Annotated in this window: 24 protein-coding genes; 16 read left to right on the top strand and 8 right to left on the bottom strand. The window is 40.5% G+C overall.

All coding sequences use genetic code 11. The annotated features are described in order from the left end of the window. Nucleotides 1-56 precede the first annotated feature (56 nt). The 9 genes from D0T84_RS03095 (at nucleotide 57) to D0T84_RS03130 (ending at nucleotide 5,210) form a co-directional block, all read left to right on the top strand. Nucleotides 57-758 carry an NUDIX domain-containing protein gene (locus D0T84_RS03095; protein WP_163305934.1) on the top strand — a complete coding sequence of 234 codons (702 nt, stop codon included), beginning with the start codon at nucleotides 57-59 and terminating at the stop codon, nucleotides 756-758. A 38-nt stretch (nucleotides 759-796) separates the two neighbouring features. After that, nucleotides 797-1,360 carry an NADAR family protein gene (locus D0T84_RS03100; protein ID WP_163305937.1) on the top strand — a complete coding sequence of 188 codons (564 nt, stop codon included), beginning with the start codon at nucleotides 797-799 and terminating at the stop codon, nucleotides 1,358-1,360. A gap of 82 nt (nucleotides 1,361-1,442) precedes the next feature. Further along, nucleotides 1,443-1,568 (top strand): hypothetical protein, encoded by a 126-nt coding sequence (locus D0T84_RS22765; protein ID WP_255495145.1) that lies wholly within the window; start codon nucleotides 1,443-1,445, stop codon nucleotides 1,566-1,568. 150 nt (nucleotides 1,569-1,718) lie between these two features. Then, complete coding sequence (locus D0T84_RS03105; protein WP_163305939.1) at nucleotides 1,719-2,000, top strand: macro domain-containing protein; 282 nt, start codon at nucleotides 1,719-1,721, stop codon at nucleotides 1,998-2,000. Nucleotides 2,001-2,019: 19 nt separating this feature from the next. After that, nucleotides 2,020-2,562, top strand: coding sequence for an RNA 2'-phosphotransferase (locus D0T84_RS03110; protein WP_163305940.1), 543 nt, complete (start codon nucleotides 2,020-2,022; stop codon nucleotides 2,560-2,562). Continuing rightward, nucleotides 2,563-2,940, top strand: a complete 378-nt coding sequence (locus D0T84_RS03115) for a hypothetical protein (protein ID WP_163305942.1) — start codon at nucleotides 2,563-2,565, stop codon at nucleotides 2,938-2,940. Next, nucleotides 2,937-3,341: an ADP-ribosylation/crystallin J1 gene (locus D0T84_RS03120; RefSeq protein ID WP_163305944.1), complete on the top strand. Its 405-nt coding sequence runs from the start codon at nucleotides 2,937-2,939 to the stop codon at nucleotides 3,339-3,341. Before D0T84_RS03115 ends, D0T84_RS03120 begins: the two co-directional genes overlap by 4 nt. A 340-nt stretch (nucleotides 3,342-3,681) precedes the next feature. Beyond that, complete coding sequence (locus D0T84_RS03125) at nucleotides 3,682-4,206, top strand: O-acetyl-ADP-ribose deacetylase (protein WP_163305946.1); 525 nt, start codon at nucleotides 3,682-3,684, stop codon at nucleotides 4,204-4,206. Nucleotides 4,207-4,346: 140 nt separating this feature from the next. Continuing rightward, the gene (locus D0T84_RS03130) at nucleotides 4,347-5,210 is read left to right on the top strand and encodes a TIGR02452 family protein (RefSeq protein WP_163305947.1); all 864 of its coding nucleotides are present in this window, start codon (nucleotides 4,347-4,349) and stop codon (nucleotides 5,208-5,210) included. A 122-nt stretch (nucleotides 5,211-5,332) separates the two neighbouring features. Here the strand turns inward: D0T84_RS03130 and D0T84_RS03135 are convergent, their stop codons facing one another. The 8 genes from D0T84_RS03135 to D0T84_RS03175 all read right to left on the bottom strand — a co-directional run bounded on the left by D0T84_RS03135 (nucleotide 5,333) and on the right by D0T84_RS03175 (nucleotide 15,662). Beyond that, on the bottom strand, nucleotides 5,333-5,887 hold the full coding sequence (locus tag D0T84_RS03135) for a hypothetical protein (protein WP_163305949.1): 555 nt from the start codon (nucleotides 5,885-5,887) through the stop codon (nucleotides 5,333-5,335). A 38-nt stretch (nucleotides 5,888-5,925) separates the two neighbouring features. Then, nucleotides 5,926-6,879, bottom strand: a complete 954-nt coding sequence (gene rfbD / locus D0T84_RS03140) for a dTDP-4-dehydrorhamnose reductase (protein ID WP_163305950.1) — start codon at nucleotides 6,877-6,879, stop codon at nucleotides 5,926-5,928. A 106-nt stretch (nucleotides 6,880-6,985) separates the two neighbouring features. Then, nucleotides 6,986-7,885, bottom strand: a complete 900-nt coding sequence (fabD, locus tag D0T84_RS03145) for an ACP S-malonyltransferase (RefSeq protein ID WP_163305951.1) — start codon at nucleotides 7,883-7,885, stop codon at nucleotides 6,986-6,988. 744 nt (nucleotides 7,886-8,629) lie between these two features. After that, nucleotides 8,630-9,442, bottom strand: a complete 813-nt coding sequence (locus tag D0T84_RS03150) for a DUF4249 domain-containing protein (protein WP_255495146.1) — start codon at nucleotides 9,440-9,442, stop codon at nucleotides 8,630-8,632. A 102-nt stretch (nucleotides 9,443-9,544) separates the two neighbouring features. After that, complete coding sequence (locus D0T84_RS03155) at nucleotides 9,545-11,821, bottom strand: TonB-dependent receptor (RefSeq protein ID WP_255495148.1); 2,277 nt, start codon at nucleotides 11,819-11,821, stop codon at nucleotides 9,545-9,547. Between the two features lie 460 nt (nucleotides 11,822-12,281). Then, a complete protein-coding gene (locus tag D0T84_RS22770; protein WP_255495149.1) occupies nucleotides 12,282-13,847 on the bottom strand; it encodes an STN domain-containing protein in 1,566 nt (521 codons plus the stop codon). A 325-nt stretch (nucleotides 13,848-14,172) separates the two neighbouring features. Further along, nucleotides 14,173-15,093 carry a FecR family protein gene (locus D0T84_RS03170; RefSeq protein ID WP_163305955.1) on the bottom strand — a complete coding sequence of 307 codons (921 nt, stop codon included), beginning with the start codon at nucleotides 15,091-15,093 and terminating at the stop codon, nucleotides 14,173-14,175. After that, complete coding sequence (locus D0T84_RS03175) at nucleotides 15,087-15,662, bottom strand: RNA polymerase sigma-70 factor (protein WP_163305956.1); 576 nt, start codon at nucleotides 15,660-15,662, stop codon at nucleotides 15,087-15,089. Before D0T84_RS03175 ends, D0T84_RS03170 begins: the two co-directional genes overlap by 7 nt. Nucleotides 15,663-16,176: 514 nt before the next feature. Here D0T84_RS03175 and D0T84_RS03180 point away from each other — a divergent pair. The 7 genes from D0T84_RS03180 to D0T84_RS03210 all read left to right on the top strand — a co-directional run bounded on the left by D0T84_RS03180 (nucleotide 16,177) and on the right by D0T84_RS03210 (nucleotide 24,635). Continuing rightward, a complete protein-coding gene (locus D0T84_RS03180) occupies nucleotides 16,177-17,379 on the top strand; it encodes a pyridoxal phosphate-dependent aminotransferase (RefSeq protein WP_163305958.1) in 1,203 nt (400 codons plus the stop codon). Next, nucleotides 17,376-17,957 (top strand): non-canonical purine NTP diphosphatase, encoded by a 582-nt coding sequence (locus tag D0T84_RS03185; RefSeq protein ID WP_163305961.1) that lies wholly within the window; start codon nucleotides 17,376-17,378, stop codon nucleotides 17,955-17,957. Before D0T84_RS03180 ends, D0T84_RS03185 begins: the two co-directional genes overlap by 4 nt. A 3-nt stretch (nucleotides 17,958-17,960) precedes the next feature. Continuing rightward, nucleotides 17,961-18,749: a S1/P1 nuclease gene (locus D0T84_RS03190; RefSeq protein ID WP_163305963.1), complete on the top strand. Its 789-nt coding sequence runs from the start codon at nucleotides 17,961-17,963 to the stop codon at nucleotides 18,747-18,749. Between the two features lie 273 nt (nucleotides 18,750-19,022). Further along, nucleotides 19,023-21,014: a TonB-dependent receptor gene (locus D0T84_RS03195; protein WP_163305965.1), complete on the top strand. Its 1,992-nt coding sequence runs from the start codon at nucleotides 19,023-19,025 to the stop codon at nucleotides 21,012-21,014. A 91-nt stretch (nucleotides 21,015-21,105) separates the two neighbouring features. Further along, nucleotides 21,106-21,729, top strand: a complete 624-nt coding sequence (pnuC, locus tag D0T84_RS03200) for a nicotinamide riboside transporter PnuC (protein WP_185155675.1) — start codon at nucleotides 21,106-21,108, stop codon at nucleotides 21,727-21,729. Next, nucleotides 21,722-22,741 (top strand): AAA family ATPase, encoded by a 1,020-nt coding sequence (locus D0T84_RS03205; RefSeq protein WP_163305966.1) that lies wholly within the window; start codon nucleotides 21,722-21,724, stop codon nucleotides 22,739-22,741. Before pnuC ends, D0T84_RS03205 begins: the two co-directional genes overlap by 8 nt. 313 nt (nucleotides 22,742-23,054) lie before the next feature. Further along, nucleotides 23,055-24,635 carry a peptide chain release factor 3 gene (locus D0T84_RS03210; RefSeq protein WP_163305967.1) on the top strand — a complete coding sequence of 527 codons (1,581 nt, stop codon included), beginning with the start codon at nucleotides 23,055-23,057 and terminating at the stop codon, nucleotides 24,633-24,635. Nucleotide 24,636: the final 1 nt, after the last annotated feature.

The raw sequence follows: 24,636 nt of genomic DNA on the forward strand, positions 1-24,636 counted from the left end.
AATAATCACATATATTTGCGTAAAAATTACGCTAACTATAGTTTGAAATTAAACATATGGAACAACCGGGAAGTTACGTTTATGAATATCCGAGACCGGCAGTGACGACTGACTGTGTTATATTCGGATTTGACGAAGGAGAGTTAAAGATTCTATTGATTGAGAGAGGGATTGAACCATATAAGGGTAGATGGGCTTTACCCGGCGGTTTCCTCGATATGAACGAAGATGCAGAAACCTGTGCCCGCCGTAAATTATTGGAGGAGACTTGCTTGTCCGACTTGTTTATGGAGCAATTGTATACCTTTTCGGCAGTAGAGCGTGACCCTCGTTACAGGGTGGTGAGTATAGCTTATTATGCATTGGTGAAGCTATCTGATTATGATGCGCAGGCAGGTGCGGATACGGCGAATATAAAGTGGTTTCCACTCTCGGAGGTTCCCGATTTGGCTTTCGACCATCAGGAGATACTAAGGATGGCGATAGAACGCCTGAAAGGAAAAATAAAGTATCAGCCTATCGGTTTTGAGTTGCTGCCGGAAGAATTTACATTGCCGGAGTTACATCAGCTATATGAAACCGTTTTGCAAACAAAACTGGACAGGCGTAATTTCAGAAAGAAAATGCTGAGTTTCGGGCTTCTGATAGATAAAAATGAGTTTTTGAGCGGAGCGCCAAACAGAGCGCCAAAGCTGTATAGCTTCGATAAAGAAAAATATGAGAAGTTATCAAAGGAAGGATTTTACTTTGAACTCTGATAATTAGCAATATAATATATAGAAAAAGAACTTGATACATGAAAAAATATGCTACTTACAATCTAAGTTGGTTACTAAATAAAGTAGAGAAAAAAGAAAGTGTAAAATACCTTCTTTTCTGGGGACATGCCGTGTCAAAAGACGGCTCGGTAACAAAATCCTGCTTTAGCCAGTGGTGGCAGAGCGCTTTTACGGTAGATGGGGTGAGATATGCTACTGCCGAACACTGGATGATGGCGAAGAAAGCCGAATTGTTTGACCCGGAAATGATTGAAGAAATCTTACAAGCTACATCTCCTGCCGCAGCTAAAAAGCTGGGACGTAAAGTCAAAAACTTCGACCCGAAAGTATGGGGTGAAAACTGTTTCGATATTGTGTGCGAAGGAAACTATCATAAGTTCTCTCAACATGCCGACCTGAAAGAGTTTCTTCTGGATACAAAAGACCGGGTATTGGTTGAGGCCAGTCCTGTAGATAAAATCTGGGGAATAGGAATGGCACAGGATAACGAACATGCCGAGAATCCCCGCTTATGGAAAGGTTCTAATCTGTTAGGTTTTGCCCTGATGGAGGTACGGGATAGACTAAAAATCATGAAATGAAAGTCTATATACAAATAGATAATAAAGATAATTTCTTTAATGTAAATGCTTTTCTAGCCAATGAGGGGTTTGAATTTCTGGGATGGGAGATCCAAAAGTAAGCAAAAAAGCATTGCGCCCCGCTTCGCCGTACGACCCACCATCGGCTTGCCGGCTGAATGAAGTGATGAATGATTCATCTTTCTACAGATTGGCAGACGATGTTTAAAAGCGCCCGCACTTCATTCTACGCCGCCTGCACCGGGTGGGTCGCCGAGGGACAAAGCACTAGCCTTTTGCTTCCTTTTGGGCAATGCCAAAAGGAGGGGCAAGCCCGGGAGGGCGCGGCAGTATGAGCCAATGCTAAAAAGTTTAAACCATGATGGTTTTTGTGCAGGTAGAGCCGTATATTTACGTAGCGAATATGATTGGTCAGCGCGGAACCAAAACAGGACGAAGTACAGGCGCTCCTGTTAGGTATGAGGCTATTGAGGCATGTCTTGAGAAACTGGCTGTAGATGCAAAGCAATTGGGTGCCAGTGTGCACATGCCGCGTATCGGTTGTGGGCTTGCAGGGGGCAAGTGGAATAGAGTAGAGCCACTGATTGAGCAAACGCTAATAAAAAATGATATAGATGTCTATATCTACGATTTTGATTAAATGACAAACAAATTAAAAAATGACAGAACAACATAAAAAAAGAATAGGTAAATTCTTAAGCCTTGTACTAAGGCACGAACCCCAAAAAATAGGTATTAAACTCGACCCGAACGGTTGGGTAAATGTGCAGGAACTGATAGAAAAGTGCGGTAAACACAGAGTCTGTTTCACAATGAAAGAATTGGAAGAAATAGTAGCTACTAACGATAAGAAGCGTTATTCCTTCAGCGAAGATGGAACAAAGATACGTGCCAATCAGGGACATTCCGTTGATATAGACCTGGCGCTAAGCCCGGTGGAACCTCCCGAATATTTGTATCATGGCACGGCAGACCGTTTTTGTGCATCCATTATGGAGAATGGGATAAAGAGAGCAAGTCGTCAGCATGTACATCTGAGCAAGGACAAAGAGACGGCACATAAAGTCGGTTCTCGTCACGGACGTCCGGTAATTCTCACTATCTTGTCGGGACAAATGTACCGCAATGGAATAGAATTTTTTGTATCGGATAATGGCGTCTGGCTAACGGATTTTGTAGACCCTAAGTATATATCGGAATAGATGGAGAAAAAGGTAACGGAACAACTTGAAGCTCTCGGTTATTCTCAGGCTTGGCTTGACTTTGGTTTCCTTTCTTTGGATAAATTGGAACAGCAATATTATGAAGTGAATAACAGTGACGATGATAATCCAGAGCATTACAGGTACGCAGTTTTAGTTAGCTTGTTAGATAAGGAACTTTCAGATGAAGATTTGTGCAAGCTGTTGAAACTTATAGAGTCTGATCCCGACCCGTCTATGGCTGGGTCTTTTGCTGCTTTATTATTAAGAAAGGCAGGAAGTACAGATACCAGATTTAAACAGATAGCATCAGTATTATCTAAATTTGGAAAGTGGACAGAGAAGGTTATCAATATGGAAATACAGAAGAGAAAATGAAAACAACATTATACCGTCCTGTCGGATTGAAAGAACTACAATTAATTATTGATTTAGGCTTCAAAGGGTTCCCTCCCCGTTTGGAGTGGCAGCCTATTTTCTATCCGGTACTTAATCAGGATTATGCAGAGCAGATTGCCGAAAAATGGAATACAAAGGATGAGTTTTCGGGCTATTGTGGTATTGTTACCAAATTCGACTTGCCAACAGATTATCTGCAAAAGTACGAGGTGCATAATGTCGGAGGTTTTATGCATAATGAATTGTGGGTTCCTGCAGAAGAGCTCGATGGATTTAATAACCGGATTATAGGACAAATAGAGATTGTAAAGGTATTTACAGGAGAAGGTTTTGACAGAAATCAGATAAATAAAGCATTACTGGCTATTTTAAGTTTATAGATGTCTAATATCTATCTTCTTGTAAGATTACCTTTTAATAATGCGATAACTAGAGTCTGTTTAAATTTTATATCCTGCTGTAGGGGCATCCCTTGTGGTTGCCCACAAGTTAAATAAGCGGGCAGGGACAAGCCACTGCCCCTACATCGTTCCCAAATCACAATCATTTTTATCATGTACTATGTAAAATTATCTATTATGGAGTACTTTACTATTAAAATAAGGTAACAAAGAAATACGTCTAAAAAGGTGTCACTTTTGTCACTTTTTGTTTTTCAATAACGTAGTAAAATGTAGATAGAGAGTAAGTTATGTTTGATTAAAAAAGTGACACTAGATTATGGAAACAAAAATTACCCTTATCAAAGGGGACATTACAACAATAAAAGTTGACGCTATTGTAAATGCAGCCAACTCTTCCCTGCTTGGTGGCGGAGGAGTAGACGGAGCCATACATCGCAAAGGTGGCGGTCAGATACTGGAAGAATGTAAAGCTATCCGATACAAACAGGGTGGTTGCAAAACAGGAGAAGCTGTATACACAACGGCCGGACTGCTGCCTGCTAAGTATGTCATTCACACTGTAGGCCCTGTATGGAATGGAGGAAACAGAAACGAAAGAGGTTTGCTGGCAAATTGTTACCTCAACTCTTTAAAGCAGGCAAACGGACTGAATATAATTTCTGTGGCCTTTCCAAATATCAGTACGGGCATTTACCGTTTCCCAAAGAGAGAAGCCGCGGAAATCGCTATTAGGACTGTCAGGGAGTTTATATCTGCAGATAATGAAACATTACAGGAGATCATATTTGTTTGTTTCGATGAGGAGAACTATGATTTATATAAAGACTTGCTGGAAGATTAGAGTCTGTTTAAATTTTATAATATGCCTTATTATTTCCTTATTTTAGTTTGCGTAAATAGTACGCTAAATATTTCGGGGGATAAAAAACTATATTTATATTTGCGTAATTATTACGCAAATATTATTAAAACTAGAATATTATGAGTTATTCAAACAATAGGAACAAGAGGGTCGATAGCGCCCGTCAGACACTGGATATTATCGAACAAGGATATTATATCGTAGATAATGAGAAGATTGACATATACCGGTTTGTTGAAGAATCGGTAAAGAAAACCGCGTTGTATTCTCCTGAATACTTTGAAAAAGGGATGAACAATGCTGAAAATGAAATTACTAAAAGAGATTTTACAACAGATATCACGGTCAAAAACTGTACCGCGATGGAAGCTGCGGAAGAATTGCTATCTATAGGTGGAAAGACCGGATGCCTGAACTTTGCCTCCGCAAAGAACCCGGGTGGAGGTTTCCTCGGAGGGGCACAGGCGCAGGAAGAAAGCCTCGCACGGGCATCGGCTCTATATCCGACACAAATGAAATATTTCAAAGAACTCTATGAGTATAACAGGGCGCAAAACACTTACCTGTATTCCGACTATATGATATATAGCCCTGATGTCCTGTTCTTCAAAGACGACAGGGACGAACTACTTGCTAAGCCTTATGTATTGGATATTCTTACCAGTCCTGCCGTAAATATCGGTGCAATGGAGCAAAATAACCGTCCCGATGAGAAAGCCAAAGCAAAGCAGGTTATGATGAGCCGTATAGATAAGCTTCTGTCCGTATTCGTATTAGCTGGAGTTGACAATCTAATTCTTGGCGCATGGGGCTGTGGCGTATTCCGCAACCAACCCGAAGATGTAGCCCGTTACTTTGCTCATTATCTGCTGAATGACGGCAAGTATGCCAAATGTTTCAAGAATATCATATTCGCGGTGTTCGACAGCAGTAAAAAGCAGGAGAATATAAATGCCTTTCAGCAAGGATTTCCTCTTTCATAAGATCAAAGTGCTCTTTATATCAGACAAATATTCTGTAAAAACATATAATGAAAAGGCCAAGGATGTACATAAAAAAAGCTTCCCTGAATAGAGAAGCTTTTATGTTAATTTCTGAATCGGTTTTAATCCATTACAAATTTAAAATCGGGAGTAATCTGGTACTTTACGAAGGCTGTGTCCGATGTTTCGGATTGATTATCTTCATCGCCGCCGTAAGTATAATTAATGGTCTGCACGACTATCTCCTTACTTCTTATTTTCGATGAAATCTCACTGTAATACTCTACCATATCTTCATAAGCCACAAGCAAATCATCCTGCAGGTCGCCATTTTTGTCATAACTCAGCAGAAATTCTGTTATTTCCCCGTCTGTTATAACCTGTACTGTAAGTATCTTACCATTGTTGTTAGAGAATAATACCTGTCCCATCGACAAATCGCTCACTTCGTATCCGCCAAGACCCTTTACTTTAAATAGTTGCAGGTCATTATATTCTTTTCGTGTCAGCCTGGATACTTTTGTTAAATCTATGCTATCAACCTGGCTGCTTAGCGATATTCCCGAGAGGTTTATACTTAGGGTATCCAATTGGGCTTGAAGCACTTTTCCCTCTTTTTTCTGGCAGGAAACAAGTGTAGTGAAAAGAATAAAACTGAAAAGATAAATCTTTTTCATTTCAATTGCTAAAAAATGTAATCGTGAATTAATATGTATTAAATAGATAACAATTCTTTGATGCAATTGTTTAAACTTTCTTCCCATTTCGGAATAGAAAGGTTAAATGTAGATTTAATCTTCGTTTTGTCTAATACACTGTATTTTGGCCTTGTAGCCTTAGTCGGATATTGGTCTGTTGTTATCGGATTCACTTTGCAGGTAGTGATGCCGGCATCTTTATGGATAGCCAGTGTAAAATCATACCATGTAGTAACGCCTTCATCCGAATAATGGTATATTCCGGGTTTGAATCCGTTAGCCTCGCTAAAGTCGAGTATATGTACTATGGCTTGCGCCAGGTCGGCCGCGTTAGTCGGAGTCCCGGTCTGGTCTGCTACCACGTTTAGCGTATCCCGTTCTTTGCCCAGCTTTATCATTGTTTTCACAAAGTTGTTTCCAAAGATAGAGTACAGCCATGCAGTACGGATAACGACAGTATGGGGGCAGGCGTCCAGTAGAACAGCTTCGCCTTCTTGTTTCGACTTACCATATACGGATTGAGGATTTACGGTATCCGACTCAATGTATGGTTTGTTTGCGGTACCGTCATATACATAATCGGTAGAAACATGTATTACCTTCGCATTATTGTTCGTTGCAGCTTTTCCTAAGTTAGCAGCCGCGTCACGGTTTATCTTATAACATAATTCAACATCATCTTCTGCCTTGTCTACAGCTGTGTAGGCTGCACAGTTGATAATGTAGTCTATATTATTTTCTTTCATGAAGGAATCTACAGCCTGTACATCGGTAATATCCAGTTCGGCTACATCTGTGAAGAAGAACCTGAAGTTGTTTTCATGATTCGCGGAAATCCGGCGGATTTCGCTTCCTAGTTGCCCGTTTGATCCGGTAACAAGAATATTTTTCTGAACGAGTTCGAACAGAAAAATATTCTTAGCTGTTTCATCCTGATCGTCGGCTTGTTTATTTCCTGAAAAAAAAGCCATTATTAAGATTTTAAATTTAATGTTCAAAAATTTAAAGATAAATATTTGATAAACAGTGCCTTTTTAAAATCATTCTATTTTTGAATCTTTAAATATTTGAATTTTATTAGATGCAGTTTACCAGTTGCTGTTTGCCGCTTACGGCTACCTGCGGTGCAATTTTCTTTACAAGTCCTTGCAATACATTACCCGGTCCGAGTTCGATAAACTCTGTAGCGCCGTCAGCAACCATGTGTTCTACAGATTGAGTCCATTTTACAGGAGCAGTTAATTGTGCAATTAGATTGTTTTTTATTACTGCGGGATCTGTTTCGCCCACTGTAGATACATTTTGGTATACAGGGCATGTCGGTTTGGTAATTATCGTTGTATTTATCGCTTCCGATAGTTCTACTTTAGCGGGTTCCATCAGCGGAGAGTGGAATGCTCCTCCAACCTTCAGTTTGAGCGCGCGTTTTGCACCCGCAGCCAAAAGTAGTTCGCATGCGGCATCGATACCGGTATTCGAGCCCGATATAACCACCTGTCCGGGACAGTTGTAGTTTGCAGGAACCACCACTTCATTTTTGATAGACGCGCAGATTTCTTCTACCTTTGCATCAGGCAGAGCAAGTACGGCAGCCATCGTTGAAGGGTTCATCTCGCAAGCTTTCTGCATGGCTAAAGCACGTTTATATACAAGTTTCAATCCGTCTTCAAAAGACATGGCTCCGGCGGCAACCAAGGCTGAAAATTCGCCAAGAGAGTGTCCTGCTACCATTTCGGGCTTAAATTCATTGCCAATAGTCTTAGCCAATATTACCGAATGAAGGAAAATGGCGGGTTGGGTAACTTTAGTCTGGCGCAGATCTTCGTCTGTACCTGCAAACATCAAGTCTGTGATACGGAATCCTAGAATTTCGTTCGCTTTTTCGAACATCTCTTTAGCTACAGGAGACGTCTCGTAAAGGTCTTTACCCATTCCTACAAATTGAGCCCCTTGTCCTGGGAATACAAATGCTTTCATTTTCAATATTTAATAGTTTATATAAGCAATTCAAATTCAGCCTGCAAAATTAGTAAAAAAATAAAACATTATCTCTCAAAAAAAATGAAATAAAAAAAGTACAAGTTAAAAACCTGTACTTTTGATTTATATTTAACAACCGATCAATTTGCTTTCATATAACTTATGCTAATCAAGGGTTAAATGTGCCGTTAGGCACATCATATTGGTAGAAACATGAATGAAATTCGTTTTTTTGTGCCGTCAGGTACAAAATGTGAATTGTTCTGTAGATATTGCGTACCTGACGGCACGCAATTAACCGGTTAAAGCTTCTTTCTACCAACATTCAGTCCCTAAAGGGACAAAAAATAGCACAATTAACCCTTGATTCGCATAAGTTATAGCGAATTCCGTTTCTATTATCATATTCGTAATTAATGTCTCCGCCCTGAATGATGTTACCATCAGAATCATATTCATATTCTGTGATTACATTGAAATTATCTCCATATCTAATATCAGATTTTAGAGCCTGTTTAAATTTTATAGCAAATCTTTTTTATAACTATTTTTAGATGGATTTTATCATTTTTACTAGCAGAACCAACGGTCAGCGGAGCTAATTAGCGGGCTAAACCAAGAGTAAAAAGGGAAAAGACGCTAAAAAGAGGATAAAAAAGTTGCTAAGAATGAATTACAAGAGCCTGTAATAAAAATTTTCGCTAAAATTCAAACAGGCTCTTACTATTTTGTGGTATTAACCTAATCTTCCCAATCAGCAATAATCGTCATCTGATCCACAGTAGAAGCACAGAAGTATCCGAGTGCCCCGCCTGTTATATTCGATGTGGGATTCGTTTTCGAATCCTCGATGCGGCTGAGTGTGTAGAAGAAGGTATAAGCGCCCTTGTCAATGCACTGAAACTCGATCATGATTTCGTCCCCTTTTTCTATCGGATCCACATCTTCATCATACGTGAATATCGGTAAGAACTGGTGAATAGGACTACCGTCTACGAATTCAGCGCTTAATGCCAATTCGTTTACATCGGGATGTTGCTTTCCGTTGATATATACGAGGCAACGGTAATACTGGTTCGTTTCGCCTTTGGGGTCGGTAAAATGTATCATCGGAACAGCAAAGTCCATAATCGGGGCTCTGTACATTGACAATGAGTCGAGTTTTACCAATGGCGGCATTTGGGAGGTCGATGTATATTCTATATCCTCGTACGTTACCGACATATAATATGTGCGCCCGATCACACCCTTAATATTTTCGGCGACATACCAGCCTGTAGCATCCTGTTGCAAAATCTCAGAATTTCCCGCATCATCCGATACTTTTACGATAGCTCCTTTCAGGAACGGATAACCGCTGTTATCGTTAAAGTCAATCGTATGGCTTACCCTTACTGTTGCCGGCTGGCCTTGTTTTACGATACCTTCAATCTGTATGCGTGGGGGAACAGAGTTCAGGTCTACATCTATTTCTTTCTCGCATGAGGTGAGTCCGAGTAGTATAAACAAAGCTGATAGTATAATTATGTATATATTCTTTATATTATTCATCATTTCTTGCTTTTAGGTATTAAGTATTGGAAATATTTAATGTAATATTTTTCAGCCTTAACTAATTGTTGCTATTATATATAAATAATAAATCGGTCTGTGACTTTAAAACTTGAAGTTCCACGAGATTGACGGAACAAACGTAAATAATGAGTACTGATAAGCAGTTGTCTTCTCCGGATCTTTTGTATTGGTACGGAACTCTATCATATAAGCATTCTCACGCCCGTAAGCGTTGTATAGTCCGAATACAAGTTCCGACTGGAACTTCGCGGTCTTTTTCAACAGGCAGGTCGCACCCAAATCCAGACGGTGGTAGGCCGGCATCCTGTAGCCGTTCCTTTCGGCATAATACATCACGTCCTTACCGTTTATCTGATATTTTCCGCTTGGGTAGGTAATCGCATTTCCTGTATAAAATACCCATGCCGCCGAAAGGCTCCATTTCTGATTCAGGTCATACATGCCCACGATGGACAAATCGTGTGTACGATCCTGAAAGGCGTTATACCACTTATCTTCATTTATACCGTCTATCTTCTTCTCCGATTTAGAGAGGGTGTAGCCTATCCATCCGGTAAGCCTTCCCATCCGTTTTTTTATGGAAAGTTCAATGCCATAAGCCCGTCCTTTACCCGACAATATCTCAGTTTCTATTACGTCATAACCTTCAATATCGGCGTTATCCTTAAAGTCTACTTGGTTTTTCATATCCTTGTAATAGGCTTCAACACTGAATTCGAACATATTATTATTGAAATTCCTGAAATAACCCAGCGACACCTGATCGGCTATCTGAGGCTTTACATTGTTGGAACTCGAAGTCCAGCGGTCGAACGGTGTTCCCTGCGCCGAATATGACAATAAGTGCATGTTTTGCGTTGTACGGGCATAAGCAGCTTTTATGGAAGATACATCATTCAGTTTGTATGCAGCCGACAGGCGTGGCTCAAGGTTTACGTATGTTTTAACCACCTTGCCCGATTTGTACCATGTGCTGTCGAGTACGTTATTGTTTTTGTCCAGTGTGTAATACTGCCCTTTACCCAATGCCATAAAGACTGAGGCGCGAAGCCCGTATATAACTTCCAGGTTATCTGTTAACTTTATCTGGTTGGATATGTAAGCTGCATTCTCAGACGAATAACGGTGGTGCAGGTCTACCGAATTCTTTTGTTCCGAATCGAGGTTGTAATTCCCCGGAGCCAGATCGTGGTAAGTAGAGCTGAGTCCCAGTCTCCACTGGCTGTTTTTATTTTGTTGGAACAGGAACTCCTGTTTAAAACCATAATCTTTTATTTTAGATGTCCCGTCCAGATTCATGCCTACCTCCATACCAAAATAATAATCGTATTGATTGTAGAACAACGATGTGCGCGAAGTCCATTTATTATTGAACGTATGATTCCAGTTAGCAGTCAGGAAAGCGTTTCCCCAGTTGAGTTCAGCCGCGTCTTTCAGTACCATCTTATCCCTTCCCAGATAGCCGGAAACCGATATCTGGTCTTTGTCCGACAGGGCGAAGTTCAGTTTCATATTCAGGTCGTAAAAGTACAGGTAGGCATTTTGAGCATCTTCTATACCCGACAGGCGGGCAATAGCATCGGCATAAGTACGCCTAGCCCCGATAAGGAAGGATGACTTACCTTTTTGTATAGGCCCTTCGGCATTGATATTGGACGAAATAAGTCCGATGCCTCCGGCTACATGGTAGTTCTGGTTGTCGCCGTTGCGTTGCTGTACATCCAGAATAGAGGCCAGGCGTTCGCCATATTGTGCGGGCATGGCACCTTTGTATAAGGTAACATCACGAAGCACTTCCGAGTTGAACGTAGAGAAGAATCCCATCAGGTGGGATGCGTTGTAGAGCGACACGTTATCCAGCAGGATCAGGTTCTGGTCGGCACTTCCTCCCCTGACGTAAAAACCCGAACTGCCCTCTCCGGCACCCTGCACTCCGGGCATCAGTTGTATGGACTTGATAATATCCTTTTCGCCCAGCAATACAGGAATCTTATTGATCGTTTGTATTTCCATTTTCTCAACCCCTGTTTGCGGCGCAGTTACGTTAGCGTCAGGGCGTTCGGCGGATACGACTACTTCGCCCAGTCCGATGGAAGTTTGTACAAGTTCTATATCCTGGTTAATATTTTGGTAAAGGGAAATTTTCATAGTCTTTTTCTCAAAACCTATGTAGTCGATATTCAATGTATAATCTCCTTTTGGCAGGGTCATACTGTATCTTCCCTTTTCGTCAGACGATACCCCGCTTCCGTTCCTGTTTTCTATGATAATGGGTACTCCTATTAACGTTTCCTTTGTGCGTGAATCAACAACAGTACCGCTGATTTTGTATGTCTGGGCAAAAGAAAAAGCGGGCATCAAAAACAAATGGAAAAGCCATAAGAATATAACCCAAGTTCTCTTTGGTAGAAGTTTTGATTTTAATAGCATAGTTAGTTTAAATAATAATGTTAATATCTGTCAGAGTCTGTTTAAATTTTATAGCAAATCTTTTTTATAGTTATTTTTAGATGGATTTTATCATTTTTGCTAGCCGAACCAACGGTCAGCGGAGCTAATTAGCGGGCTAAACAAAGAGTAAAAAGGGTGAAATACGCTAAAAAGAGCATAAAGAAATTGCTAAGAACTATTGACCAGAACCTGTCATAAAAATTTTCGCTAAAATTGAAACAGGCTCTAAGTAAAAAAGATTAGTGTATGAGCATTAGTATGGTTCAGTATATTGATTCCTGAACATAAAACAGTCAAAATGTTGATTTATTGTATCCGTTCATCTATTTGATTTAACAAATGAAAGGCGAGTTCTCAATGAGTTTCCTTATTTTAAATTGAACCGGACTCCGACTTCCGCGCCAGCCCACATATCGAAATAATATTTGCTGCCTCTATTGTCGAACAGGCTGTATATAGGATCTTTTACTTCTGTAAAATCCGCGTCCCTGAGCAGGATATTAATGGTTGGGCCACCATAGAAGGTAAATTTGTTTTTCCGTACCGAATAAAACACTCTGGCCTGCTCCAGTGACGCATCGCGGCCTTTATTGTTAAAGTTGCTTTTATATATTTGATGATGCATCAATTCGAAATGAAAACCCCGTGGGGAATCGCCCAATTGTAAACGGGTTCCCAGCCCCATACCTACGGTCATGTTAGAAGAAGGGGAATATGCGCCAAAACTGAGGATGGAGTACAACCTGTCGGTTCCTGTAATCAGGTTCACAGCTCCATAGATATAGTCGTTAGCGGAAATGCCGATTTCGAATAATCCGCCTTTCTTCACATAGTTGAATACTCCCAGCATGACAGCATCGTCTGTTTCCGAGATGTTTACTATTCCTGCCTGAAACCGGGCTACCTGAGCTATGTTAACAGGTGCTATCTGGATATCCGCACCTTGGGCATAATTGACGATACCCGCTATTTGGAGCCTGCTTCCGGCGGCCATGTTTGCTACTCCTGCTATTTGTACGTCATTTAATTCCGCTGTATAGTTTACCGCACCGGAGATCTGGAAGCCACTCGATTTATATGCAATGTTTGCACCCCCTGACAATTGCACTCCACTGACAATGCCTCCGGTCATATTGAAAAGTCCTGACATCTGGAAGCCTCTCATATCCTGTTTGTTTATATTGAATAAGCTTCCGAATTCAACACCATTTACACCACCAGTGGTTCCTCCCAGTACATTAAATGAGAATTTATATTCTTTATCTTTCGTATTCTGGCCATCTGTTCCCAAAGGAGTGATAAATGAGAGTTGCGCGGTTGATTTTTGCAGGCCAATATTATATTCTGTCTTGTTCTCTGTCTTACTGACGGGCGCCTTCATTTCCGAATGTCTCAGCTGGGCATCGGCACCGCCCCATGTAAGGGCTGATAATGTAATAACTCCTGCGATTTTCTTTAACATAGTGGTCTCGTTTACTTGATTATTAATAGTTAGAGGAGGACCCTTTTTTATCCGCTCATTAGCGATTTTATGATCTCCGATAATACTAAGACCACTATTGGCTTTGTTACCACTACTCTTTTCTTTATTTTTTTTATTTTCTGCTATAACAGGCTCATTATCAATTGTTGTTTCCGGAAGTTTTTTTGCAGATGTTATTATTACATATCTGCCTTTTATGATATAATGATACATGTCGGACAGTAGCAGGTCTACAGCTTCTCTTACTCCCTTGTTGGTAATATCAACAGAGACTATGCGATTGGTATTGACTACTCTTGGATTATAGGAAAATTCTACCCCAGTCTGTTGGGTTATAAGGTTCATAGCTACGCTTATTTTTTCATTTTGCAGTTTCATGTTTACCGCCCTTTGAGAAAATAAACTCATAGAGATGATTATAAGTAATGACGTAAGTATTGTTTTTTTCATTCAACTTTTAATTATAGTCCGGTTTAGCACATGATAAAAAATATTTTAGATACATTTATCAAAACGCTTTGAGCGAACAGTATAACAGATAGTTATAGGTCTTATATTATTTTTGTCATGTACTATAAGAGCCTGTTTCAATTTTATTCATTCAAATTTTTAGAGATGTTTTAGAGATGCTTATTTACATACGCTTCGCTCCTGTGACCGCTGGTTGAGTTGAGAGAAAGGAAAAAACAGCCAAAAAATGAACGAAGAAAAAGGTATAATAAAATGTTCGTATAAAATTTAAACAGTTTCTTAAACAGACTCTAATTATCCGGTTTTATTCTAGTATATAGCCATTGTCCTTATTGGCAACTTTAAGATTCAATGTTGCAGCTACCACATCCAGTATCGTAGGCAAATCTTCATCAGTGAATGTAACTGTAATAGGTAAAGCTCCCTTCTTCTTGTCTTTCAACTCTATTTGCTGTCCATAGAATGTATTCAGCCGGGTAATTATTTCTCCTAAAGTTGTTTCATTAAACCTGAAGTTCCCCTTTACTATTACCCTGTAGAATTTATCGCTTCCCGACAAATAATAACCGCTTTGGTTCATTTTCAGGTTAATGCCGGCATTGGTATCGGAATAAAACTGTACTTCACCTTCGGTCACACTTACATGAATAGAATCAGGAGTATTGGCGTCCACCGTAAAATTCGTACCAATATCTTTTACATATACATTCCCGGCTTTTACTATTTTGCTCCCGGTTTCCTCCGATTCCATTTCAAAAGAGGCCTTTCCTTTCAGGTAAATTGTATCGTTAGTACGGGTTTTGCTGAGGTATACCTCCCCCTCTTTCAGGTCAATCTTTGTGCTGTCGGCAAAAGAGTATAAACGCTTCTCGGTAAAAGTAGTATATGTATCTTGCTGCCCCCTGTTGTAGAAGAAAATAAGAAGTGCTACCGCGGCAGCTGCGCTCAATGCCCAAACCAGATATTTTCTTTTACTCTTTTCATCTGATACAGGTTCCGTAGTTGGCTGTTCGATATGCCCGTCAAATTTCTCAAAGGCTTTTTGTATATCGAATGAAGGGTATTCGGCAGTGCCCATACTCTGATAAAGCCGGGTAAGATCAAAGAAATAGTCTTCGTTTTCCTGCGATTCGGTAAGCCATTTCTCCAAACGTATTTGATCCTGAGGACTTAGTTCTCCGGCAAAATAGCGTGCTAATAATCTGTCTGTGTCATTTGTTACCATAATCCAATCATTTTTATCAAATAGTATAAGACTATAACCGAAATAAAATCCCTCAGATTTTCCCTTAGTAGTTTCAGTGCTTTTGCAATCTGGTTCTCGACCGTATTGGGAGAAATATCCAATTGTTGGGAAATCTCCTTATAACTCATCATTTCGAACCTGCTAAGCTCAAATACCTCTCTGCATCTGGGTGGCAAATCCGCGATTGCCAGCATGATTTTAGAGTTCAATTCTTTTTCTACAATGCCTTCATATACTTCATTATGATCAGTTTGTCCTTCGAGAGCGATCTGCTGGTTGTGCATCTGCTGCACTTTCAGCTGTTTTACCCTGTTCAGGCTCGTGTTGTGAACCGCCATATATAAATAAGACTTTACAGACGTAGTTATATTTGTGTGGTGCCTGTCGTCCCACAATCTGAAAAATACCTTCTGAACGGCATCCTCCGCCTCAAACTCATCTTTGAGTATGCTATAAGCATATTTACATAAAGGTTCGTACCAGGTCTTGAACAGATTTTCATGAGTTTCCTTATCTGCCAATCCCACTTTTGCTTCAATAAATCCCACCGTTTTCCTTTACTTTTATTATTTATGCGAATCAATGGTTAAATGTGCTATTTTTTGTCCCTTTAGGGACTGAATGTTGGTAGAAAGAGGCTTTAACCGGTTAATTGCGTGCCGTCAGGTACGCAATATCTACAGAACAATTCACATTTTGTACCTGACGGCACAAAAAACGAATTTCATTCATGTTTCTACCAATATGGTGTGCCTAACGGCACATTTAACCCTTGATTCGCATTATTTAGTAAGATAGCCAGAAAGCGTCTACATTACCCTGTATTAATATATGACAGTTGTGAAGAAATTTTCCACTATGCGAAGCGCAAATATATTCTTTTTTTCTGACAAGTATCTGTTTTTGTTATCCGAATAGTAATGTCTGAGACATTAGATGCATAAAAGCGGGAAAAATCACATATTGATAGAACAGAAATCTATTTTTGCTTTCCGGTTCTACATTTTACTATTATTTGTATATTTGCCTTTCATTGTTTAAAAACAGATAATAATATAAGTTATGCCAAGTATTTCGCAGCGTGGAATAGATATGCCAAACTCTCCTATCAGGAAATTGGCTCCGTTATCGGATTCGGCTAAAGCCAGGGGTCTGACAGTTTATCATCTCAATATAGGTCAGCCCGACCTGCCTACACCCGAAGAAGCGCTTGATGCGATACGCAATATAGACCGTACTATATTGGAATACAGTCCCAGTGATGGCTACCGTTCCTACAGGGAAAAACTTATCGGATACTATGCCAAATATAATATAAATGTATCGCCGGATGATATAATCATCACAACAGGTGGTTCGGAGGCTGTACTTTTTGCATTCCTGGCCTGCCTCGATCCGGGCGATGAAATTATTGTACCTGAGCCTGCTTATGCTAATTATATGGCATTCGCGGCATCGGCAGGAGCCGTTATCCGTACGGTATCTTCCTCTATCGAAGAGGGGTTTGCATTGCCTCCTGTCGAAAAATTCGAGGCGCTTATCAATGAGCGTACAAAAGGTATTCTGATTTGTAATCCGAATAACCCTACAGGCTATTTGTACTCGCGAGCAGAGATGAACCAGATAAAACATCTGGTGCAGAAATATGACCTTTATCTGTTCTCTGATGAAGTATATCGCGATTTTATCTATACCAATTCGCCTTATGTTTCGGCTTGCCATCTTGTTGGCATCGAAGAAAACGTTGTTCTGATTGACTCCGTATCGAAACGATATAGCGAGTGCGGTATCCGCATTGGAGCGCTGATTACTAAGAACAAGGAACTTCGCAAAACGGTGATGAAGTTATGCCAGGCACGCCTTAGCCCGCCGCTTATCGGGCAAATAGCAGCCGAGGCATCACTGGATGCCACACACGAATATATACAGGATATGTATGAGGAATATGTAGAAAGGCGTAAATTCCTTATCGACAGGCTCAACCGTATTCCGGGTGTGTATTCTCCCATACCGATGGGGGCGTTTTACACTGTAGCACGCCTGCCTGTAGACGATTCCGATAAATTCTGCGCATGGTGCTTGTCCGACTTCGAATACGAAGGGCAGACGATCTTTATGGCTCCTGCATCCGGTTTTTATACCACCCCGGGGCTGGGCAAGAACGAAGTGCGTATAGCCTATGTCCTTAAAAAAGAAGATTTGGGAAAGGCTTTAACCGTATTGGAAAAAGCACTTGAAGCATACAATTCGCTGGAAGAAAAATGAAAAGGAAATTAGTATTTGCGACTAATAACGCCCACAAACTGGAGGAGGTAAGAGAAGTTGTCGGAGACAGCTTTGACATTCTCAGCCTCAAAGATATTGGTTGCCACGAAGATATAGAAGAGCCGGGGGAAACATTGCAGGAAAATGCTTTGATAAAAGCCCGCTATGTAAAAGAAAAATATGGTTACGACTGTTTTGGCGATGATACAGGACTTGAAGTAGATGCGCTGAATGGCGCTCCGGGTATATATTCTGCCCGCTATGCAGGAGGAGATCATGACGCGAAAGCGAATATGAGAAAACTGCTGAAAGAACTGGATGGTATGGCGAACAGGAAAGCACGGTTCCGTACGGTAATAGCGCTAATTCTCGATGGCGAGGAGTATCTGTTCGAAGGAAAGATAGAGGGGATTATCATTACAGAGGAAAAAGGCAGTGCGGGATTTGGATACGACCCTGTTTTCCTGCCGGATGGATACGCTCAGACTTTTGCCGAACTGGGGACAGAAGTAAAAAATGAAATAAGCCATCGTGCTTTGGCTACAAAAGCTTTGTGTGAATTTCTCAAAAAGAATTGATGTATGAGGAAAATTTTGGTTTTATTGCTGTTCGTTGTATTGGTATTGCCGGATAAGTTGTCGGCATGGGGAACGACAGGCCACAGGGTAATAGCGCAGATAGCCGAAAAGAATATAAAGTCGGGAACCAAGAAGAAAATCAATAAATTGCTGGATGGTTATCCGATGGCCTATTGGGCTAACTGGGGCGACTTTATAAAATCCGACACTACAGGCAGATGGGATCATACACATATCTGGCATTTTGTAAACGCACCCGGCGGCCTTTCAAAAGAAGGATATATCAACCATCTGAAAAATACGCCCCAGCAGAATTTGTATGCTGAAATACCTAAGCTGGAGGCCATCATTAAAGATAAACAGTCTACGGAAGACGATAAAAGATACGCTCTTTATTTCATTATTCACCTGATCGGCGATGCTCATCAGCCTATGCATGCAGGTCGCGAAGAGGATAGGGGAGGGAACAGTATCTCCGTTACGTGGTTCAAAAGTCCTACCAATATACATGCGGTATGGGATTCACGGATAGTAGACAATGAGAAATACAGCTATACCGAGTATGCCGACATTCTCAATTCGATAAGAAAAGAGAAGAAAAGACAATTTCAGTTTGGTACATTAGATGACTGGATGTACGATACTTATACTTTGGCCAATGATATTTACGCCAATGTAAAGAATGGCGATGAACTTTCGTATGGGTATAGCTATAAGTACAAAGATGTGATGGAGGTTCAGCTTCAAAAAGCCGGGTTGCGTCTGGCCAAAGTATTAGACGAAATATTTTGATTAATTCCGAACTATAGTAGAAGCCTTTGAATTTCCAAAGGCTTTTTTTAATAATCTCATAATATTGTATTTAATTTTATTTGCGTAAAATATACGCAAATTTATTTGGCGGATTAAATATTTATCCTTTACTTTGTTTGCGTAAATAATACGCAAATTATAATTAAAGACTTTTCAACTGAATACAAACTTTCTAAAAAATTGAAGATTATGGGAACAGGACATTATCTATCAATAATGTATGATTATTTTTGTACCTCAAATTATTACAAAATGCACAGAATATTACTACTCATTACTTTTACTTGTATCGTTCGTATTATAAGCGCACAGGAGATAAATAAGCCTGATACTATTGGTTTGCAGGAAGTTGTTGTAACCTATCAGGCCAATAAGACTACTCCGGTCAGCTATCAGGATATTGAAATGAAAACATTGAAGGTAAAATCCGTAGGGCAGGAGCCTTCCTTTATCCTGATGGAAACACCTTCGATAACAGCCTATTCCGATGCAGGAAGCACACAGAGTTATTCATACTTCAGGATGCGGGGAATGGACCAGACACGTATCAACATCACTCTGGATGGTATCCCCTTGAATGAACCGGAAGACCAGGGAGCTTATTTTTCCAATTATCCCGATATATTCAACTCGCTCGACCGAGTGCAGATACAGAGGGGAATAGGGACTACCAAGAACGGAGTTGCCAGTTATGCCGGAAGTGTGCAATTATTCTCGCCAAATTTGCGGAATCCTGCGCAAACGACTTTCGGTATCGGATATGGTTCATACAATAGCTTGAGGGCTTATGCCGAAACACAATCGGGCGTAGTAAACAACAAGGCATTCTATGCACGGCTGTCGGAAGTATATTCGGATGGGTATAAGCATCATTCGGGAAATCATTCGCAGTCCCTGTTTGCCAGTGGGGCATGGTTTACAGATAAGGCAGTCTGGAAAGTGAACGTTATTGCCGGACATCAACAGAATGATATGGCATGGCTCGGTGTATCAGATTCATTGATAAATATCGACCGGAGAACAAATGCGAATGCCAGAGACGAAAAAGATGAGTTTACACAGGCAATGATACAATTGCATAATACATACAGGTTGGGCGAAAACTCATTGTTACAGTCAGCAGCTTACTATACGTATCTGAATGGTAATTACGATTTTGATATAAATAATTACATAGGGCGGCCTTCTACCAATGAGATGTATAACTATGCCTTTCGCTCAAACCTTTTCGGGCTGTATTCCAATTATATCCATAGCTGGAAGGATGTAAAATGGACAATAGGAATTTTTGCCAACACGTACAACCGCAGGCATATAGGAAGTGAGAAAACAGCCGGGGAGGATTTCCGCAATACCGGCTATAAGAAAGAGGTAAGTGTTTATACGAAAATAGATTATAGCTTCAGTAATTTCACGGCTTATGCAGATATACAATACCGCCATGCAAACTTCGATTACAAAGGGGATGTCCCTCTGGATAAGATAAACTGGAATTTCTTCAATCCGAAAGCGGGTATCAGCTATCAACCTGCTAATAAGATGGAAGTGTATTACAGCATCGGACGGATAGGGCGCGAGCCTACACGAACGGATATGTTCGGTGGAAATGAGAATCTTACGGTTGATGAAAACGGAAAGCCTGAAATAGTGATAGATTCGCCGGAATATGTTGTCGATCATGAATTGGGATTCAGATACAGGAGCCGCAATTTTAATCTGGCTGCTAATCTTTATTATATGGACTTTAAAGATGAAATCGTATTGAATGGAAACTTCGGGCCAAACGGGCTTGCACTAACCAACAAGGTGGATAAGAGCTACAGGGCGGGAGCAGAACTGTCTGTATCTTACCAGCCTGTCCCTATGTTTACATTTATCAATAATTCGTCGTATAATCATAGCCGGATAAAAGAACAGGGTGAGAAATTCAGTCCGATATTTACACCAAAGTTTATTGTAAATCAGGAAGTAGTGTGGCAGAAAGGTAATTTCGATATTTCACTATCTGCCCGTTATCAGGATAAGTCATATATTGACTTTGCCAATACGGAGACTATCGGTAGTTATATATTGCTGAATGCACGAATAGGTTATACTTACAAACATATGGAATGGAATGCTTATGTAAATAATATCACCAACACCAAATATTATAACAACGCCTATATGGATTATGATAATACAGTGAAATATTTTGTACAGGCGCCCGTGAATTTCTATTTATCTTTGAAGTATACATTGTGAAAGATGAGCCCCTCCTAACCACCCCAAAGGGGAGGAACAAGCCCCTCCTTTGGAGGGGTAGGGGAGGCCTGACTTATTAACTATCATACATATGTTTGACATACAAAATATATTTATCGAAATACTCGGCTATCCGCTTAGCTATGCCGAACTGATAGGAACGGTGTTCGGGTTACTATGTGTCTACTGGGCATCGAGGGAAAATATACTGACATGGCCGGCAGGTATTGTCAACGAGCTGTTTTTGTTTGTAATCTTCTTTCAGGTACAGCTTTATGCCAATATGTTTTTGCAGGTTATCTTCTTCTTTAGTTCACTCTATGGCTGGTACAGATGGAAGTATGGCGAAACAGAAAGCAAGGTAACGAGGCTGCAACCAAGAGGATTACTATTCACTGCACTTATCGTCATAACAGGAACATTTCTTGCCGGATACCTTATCAGCGATATACATCTTACCTTACCTGAGTATTTTAAGGAAGCATCGGCTTACCCTTACGCAGATTCGTTTGTGATGGTTATCAGCATTGTGGCAACTATCCTGCTGGCAAAGAAGAAATTTGAGAACTGGGCGTTGTGGGTTATCAATAATGTGGTTTGCATTGTGCTGTATTATTTGCAGGGTATCTATTTTATAGCGCTCGAATATCTGGTATTGCTGTTTATCGCTTCTTTCGGATTGTTTAACTGGTATAAAAAGCAGGCAAATGGATAGAGGTTTTATATTTGGAAAGTTTCTGCCTTTTCACAAGGGGCATGAAGCAATGATTCGCTTTGCTTTGACGCAGGTTGACTTTTTATCTGTACTTGTTTGTGCCAGCGATAAAGAAAATATACCGGCAGATATACGTAAAAGCTGGATTGAGAAAACATTTGCCGATACTTCAACTCTGGATGTAATCGCTTTCGATTATAAAGAATCCGATTTGCCCAACTCCTCCGAATCATCCCGGAATGTTTCTAAAATATGGGCAGAAATCTTTAAGATATATTTTCCGGATTATGGGACTGTTATCACATCAGAGCCTTATGGGGAGTATGTTGCGGAATATATGGGAATAAATCATATCCTTTTCGATATGGAAAGGAATACAGTTCCGGTTACCGCTTCTAAAATACGTTCCGACCTGTTTTCTTATTGGGAATATCTTCCCGATGCAGTAAAGCCCGATATGGTTATCAAAGTTGTCATCTTAGGAACCGAATCGACAGGCAAAACCGTATTGACCGGGAAACTGGCTAGGCATTATAATGCAACAGCCGTTTTCGAAGCAGGCAGGGATATTATACCCGATTCGAACGATTTTTCTATTAACGATTTATATCTGGTAGCTGATGAACACGCCAGACGTATAAAGCAATCGGAGACGAAAGAATCTCCATTGATAATAATCGATACGGATATTCATATTACAAAATCATACGGGCGTTTTTCTTTTGATGAAGAGTTAGTTATAGACCAACATATATATGAAGCCAACAAAGCAGACCTTTATCTCTATTTGGATAATGATATTGAGTTTGTTCAGGATGGAACCCGAATGGATGAAGAAAGCCGGAACAGGCTCGATGCATCGCACCGTGAAATACTGAGAGAGCATGCTATTCCTTATATTGAAATAGCGGGAGACTGGGATGAACGCTTTGGAAAAGCGGTAGAGGAAATAGATCGGTTGATAGAAAATAGAAAGACGGATATCGGTAACTGGTTTACTAAAGAAGAATAAATTTATCTAATATTAAGTTCCTTGTATTATTGAAAGAAGGAAAGGTAACAAATAAAATGTATAAAAAAGGTGTCACTTTTGTCACTTTTTATTTATAACGTTCTGTGAATCTTGTTTTTATATTATATCTGGTTTGTTACTTTTTTATTTACCTAAACTCTGTAATGCCCTATGTACTTTATTAGCGCATTTTTTAGTAATTTTGCAGCCTGAGGTCACAGACCTATTTGTTATTTTCGTAAGTATAACAGCTATAGTCTGTTATAACAAAACATCGTTACATTAAATACTTTCTGTTACTTATTATAGATCAATGAGCGAATTAGAAAAAGAAATACATAAGAGGCGTACATTTGCCATCATCAGCCACCCCGATGCGGGTAAGACAACCCTGACAGAGAAATTGTTGTTATTTGGTGGAGCGATCCATGTTGCAGGAGCAGTAAAGTCAAATAAGATAAAGAAAACAGCTACATCGGACTGGATGGAGATAGAGAAACAACGTGGTATCTCTGTTGCTACATCCGTGATGGGCTTCGAATACGACGGCTATAAAATAAATATTCTGGATACCCCCGGTCACCAGGATTTTGCCGAGGATACCTATCGTACCCTTACAGCCGTAGATAGCGTTATTATCGTTGTCGATTCGGCAAAAGGAGTTGAGGCTCAGACGCGCAAGTTGATGGAAGTATGCCGTATGCGCCATACTCCCGTAATGATTTTTGTCAACAAGATGGACAGGGAGGGTAGAGACCCATTTGAATTGCTTGATGAACTCGAAGCAGAACTGCAAATCAATGTCCGCCCTTTGAGCTGGCCTATCGACAGCGGGCAACGCTTCAAAGGCGTTTATAATATATATCAGGAGAAACTGGACTTATACACACCCAGCAAGCAGACTGTGACAGAATCTATCGGGTTCAAGGACATTAATCATCCTGACCTTGAAAAGCATATTGGTGCGCCGCTTGCCGCCAAGCTGAGAGAAGATATAGAATTGATAGACGGAGTTTATTCCGATCTGGATATGAATACCTATCTGAAAGGACAGGTTGCACCCGTATTTTTTGGTTCAGCGCTGAATAATTTCGGGGTAAAGGAACTACTTGACTGCTTCGTTAAAATAGCGCCATTCCCACGTCCTGTGGAGGCGATTGAGCGGGTTGTAAAACCGGAAGAAGAAGCATTTACGGGCTTTATCTTCAAGATACACGCTAATATGGATCCAAACCACCGTTCATGTATTGCCTTTGTGAAGATATGCTCGGGCAAGTTTGAACGGAATGTGAACTATAAACATATGCGGCTAAATCGTTTTATGAAGTTCTCTTCTCCTACAGCCTTTATGGCCCAGAAGAAAGAGACAGTGGATGAGGCTTTTGCCGGGGATATTGTCGGGCTTCCCGATACGGGGAACTTTAAGATTGGCGATACGCTTACCTCTGGCGAGGATTTGCACTTCAAGGGATTACCTAGCTTCTCGCCTGAGATGTTCAAATATATTGAGAATGCCGACCCTATGAAAGCCAAGCAGCTTCAGAAAGGTATCGACCAGCTGATGGACGAAGGGGTTGCACAGCTGTTTACCAACCAGTTTAACGGCCGCAAGATTATCGGTACAGTTGGGCAGTTACAGTTTGAAGTAATCCAATACCGCTTGCTGCACGAATATGGGGCGCAATGCCGATGGGAGAATATCAACCTGTTTAAAGCATGCTGGATAGAAAGCGATAATGCCGAACAGCTTGCGGACTTTAAGAAGCGTAAAGCCCAATATATGGCATTGGATAAGGAAGGGCGCGATGTATTTCTGGCTGACTCCAATTATGTGCTGACTATGGCTCAACAGGACTTTAAGGATATTAAATTCCATTTTACCTCAGAATTCTGAT

The organism is Dysgonomonas sp. 521, from assembly GCF_010501055.1.
GTDB lineage: Bacteria > Bacteroidota > Bacteroidia > Bacteroidales > Dysgonomonadaceae > Dysgonomonas.

Excerpts from the sequence above, each read along its gene's own strand:
- D0T84_RS03095 (WP_163305934.1), top strand. The coding sequence starts at position 57 with ATGGAACAACCGGGAAGTTACGTTTATGAATATCCGAGACCGGCAGTG.
- D0T84_RS03100 (WP_163305937.1), top strand. The coding sequence starts at position 797 with ATGAAAAAATATGCTACTTACAATCTAAGTTGGTTACTAAATAAAGTA.
- D0T84_RS22765 (WP_255495145.1), top strand. The coding sequence starts at position 1,443 with ATGGGAGATCCAAAAGTAAGCAAAAAAGCATTGCGCCCCGCTTCGCCG.
- D0T84_RS03105 (WP_163305939.1), top strand. The coding sequence starts at position 1,719 with ATGATGGTTTTTGTGCAGGTAGAGCCGTATATTTACGTAGCGAATATG.
- D0T84_RS03110 (WP_163305940.1), top strand. The coding sequence starts at position 2,020 with ATGACAGAACAACATAAAAAAAGAATAGGTAAATTCTTAAGCCTTGTA.
- D0T84_RS03115 (WP_163305942.1), top strand. The coding sequence starts at position 2,563 with ATGGAGAAAAAGGTAACGGAACAACTTGAAGCTCTCGGTTATTCTCAG.
- D0T84_RS03120 (WP_163305944.1), top strand. The coding sequence starts at position 2,937 with ATGAAAACAACATTATACCGTCCTGTCGGATTGAAAGAACTACAATTA.
- D0T84_RS03125 (WP_163305946.1), top strand. The coding sequence starts at position 3,682 with ATGGAAACAAAAATTACCCTTATCAAAGGGGACATTACAACAATAAAA.
- D0T84_RS03130 (WP_163305947.1), top strand. The coding sequence starts at position 4,347 with ATGAGTTATTCAAACAATAGGAACAAGAGGGTCGATAGCGCCCGTCAG.
- D0T84_RS03135 (WP_163305949.1), bottom strand. The coding sequence starts at position 5,887 with ATGAAAAAGATTTATCTTTTCAGTTTTATTCTTTTCACTACACTTGTT.
- rfbD (WP_163305950.1), bottom strand. The coding sequence starts at position 6,879 with ATGGCTTTTTTTTCAGGAAATAAACAAGCCGACGATCAGGATGAAACA.
- fabD (WP_163305951.1), bottom strand. The coding sequence starts at position 7,885 with ATGAAAGCATTTGTATTCCCAGGACAAGGGGCTCAATTTGTAGGAATG.
- D0T84_RS03150 (WP_255495146.1), bottom strand. The coding sequence starts at position 9,442 with ATGATGAATAATATAAAGAATATATACATAATTATACTATCAGCTTTG.
- D0T84_RS03155 (WP_255495148.1), bottom strand. The coding sequence starts at position 11,821 with ATGCCCGCTTTTTCTTTTGCCCAGACATACAAAATCAGCGGTACTGTT.
- D0T84_RS22770 (WP_255495149.1), bottom strand. The coding sequence starts at position 13,847 with ATGAAAAAAACAATACTTACGTCATTACTTATAATCATCTCTATGAGT.
- D0T84_RS03170 (WP_163305955.1), bottom strand. The coding sequence starts at position 15,093 with ATGGTAACAAATGACACAGACAGATTATTAGCACGCTATTTTGCCGGA.
- D0T84_RS03180 (WP_163305958.1), top strand. The coding sequence starts at position 16,177 with ATGCCAAGTATTTCGCAGCGTGGAATAGATATGCCAAACTCTCCTATC.
- D0T84_RS03185 (WP_163305961.1), top strand. The coding sequence starts at position 17,376 with ATGAAAAGGAAATTAGTATTTGCGACTAATAACGCCCACAAACTGGAG.
- D0T84_RS03190 (WP_163305963.1), top strand. The coding sequence starts at position 17,961 with ATGAGGAAAATTTTGGTTTTATTGCTGTTCGTTGTATTGGTATTGCCG.
- D0T84_RS03195 (WP_163305965.1), top strand. The coding sequence starts at position 19,023 with ATGCACAGAATATTACTACTCATTACTTTTACTTGTATCGTTCGTATT.
- pnuC (WP_185155675.1), top strand. The coding sequence starts at position 21,106 with ATGTTTGACATACAAAATATATTTATCGAAATACTCGGCTATCCGCTT.
- D0T84_RS03205 (WP_163305966.1), top strand. The coding sequence starts at position 21,722 with ATGGATAGAGGTTTTATATTTGGAAAGTTTCTGCCTTTTCACAAGGGG.
- D0T84_RS03210 (WP_163305967.1), top strand. The coding sequence starts at position 23,055 with ATGAGCGAATTAGAAAAAGAAATACATAAGAGGCGTACATTTGCCATC.